General features: G+C 69.8%; 1 protein-coding gene. It reads left to right on the top strand.

Annotated features, from left to right (window positions below; translation table 11 throughout):
* The first annotated feature begins 14 nt into the window (after positions 1–14).
* A complete protein-coding gene (locus tag AC27IQ_RS25470; RefSeq protein ID WP_487091291.1) occupies positions 15–782 on the top strand; it encodes a pseudouridine synthase in 768 nt (255 codons plus the stop codon).
* Positions 783–1064: the final 282 nt, after the last annotated feature.

Raw genomic sequence — 1064 nt, 5'->3', positions numbered from 1 at the left:
CTGCCGCTGCGCCCCTGGCGGGCGAGGGCGGCACCTCGCGCCTGAACAAGCGCATGGCCGAGCTGGGCCTGTGCTCGCGCCGCGAGGCCGACGACTGGATCGCGCAGGGTTGGGTCAAGGTCAACGGCGAAGTCGCGCCGATGGGGCTGCAGGTGCTGCCCACCGACCGCATCGAGGTCGAGCGCGTGGCGCAGGGCTTTCAGGAGCAGAAGGTCACCATCCTGATGCACAAGCCCATGGGCTACGTGAGCGGCCAGGCCGAGGACGGGCACACGCCCGCCGTCGCCCTCATCAACCCGCGCACGCACTGGCGCGAGGACCCGAGCCGCATGCGCTTTTCGCCGCCGCAGCTGCGGGGCCTGGCACCCTGCGGGCGGCTGGACATCGACTCGGTCGGCCTGCTCGTGCTCACGCAGGACGGCCGCGTGGCGCGCCAGCTCATCGGCGAGGACTCCGACGTCGAGAAGGAATACCTCGTGCGCGTGCAGTACGGCGATGTGGCGCTGAACGTGCAGGACGCCTTTCCCGCCGACCAGCTGGCCCGCCTGTGCCATGGCCTGGCCCTGGATGGCCAGCCGCTCAGGCCCGCCCGCGTGGACTGGCAGAACCCCGAGCAGCTGCGCTTCGTGCTCAAGGAAGGCAAGAAGCGCCAGATCCGCCGCATGTGCGAACTGGTGGGCCTGAAGGTGGTGGGCTTGAAGCGCATCCGCATCGGCCGCATCACCCTGGGCAACCTGCCCGTCGGGCAGTGGCGCTACCTGGGGGCGCACGAGAAGTTCTGACGCCGGGTGCGCGTGGGGCATGGCGCCGCCGCGGGCACCCTTGGCAGGATTCTTGGGTGCTTTTGCCTTCATGCCCTAGTGAATCATGCCTTGATTGCTATTAAATTAATAGCAAATTCCTTGGGCAGGTTCCATCGGGGCACGGGCGCTCAGGGCAGGGCGCCCCCGGCGGTGCCGATCACGCCGACGCCCGCCTGACGCCGCACCGAGCGGGCCGTCTCGGCGGCGGATTCCGGCGCGATCAGCCAGGCCCGCCACGCACCGAAAGCCTGGATCGCCGGC

Source organism: Acidovorax sp. KPB24-07 (assembly GCF_057543315.1).
This window is presented reverse-complemented; position numbering and strand designations above follow the sequence as displayed.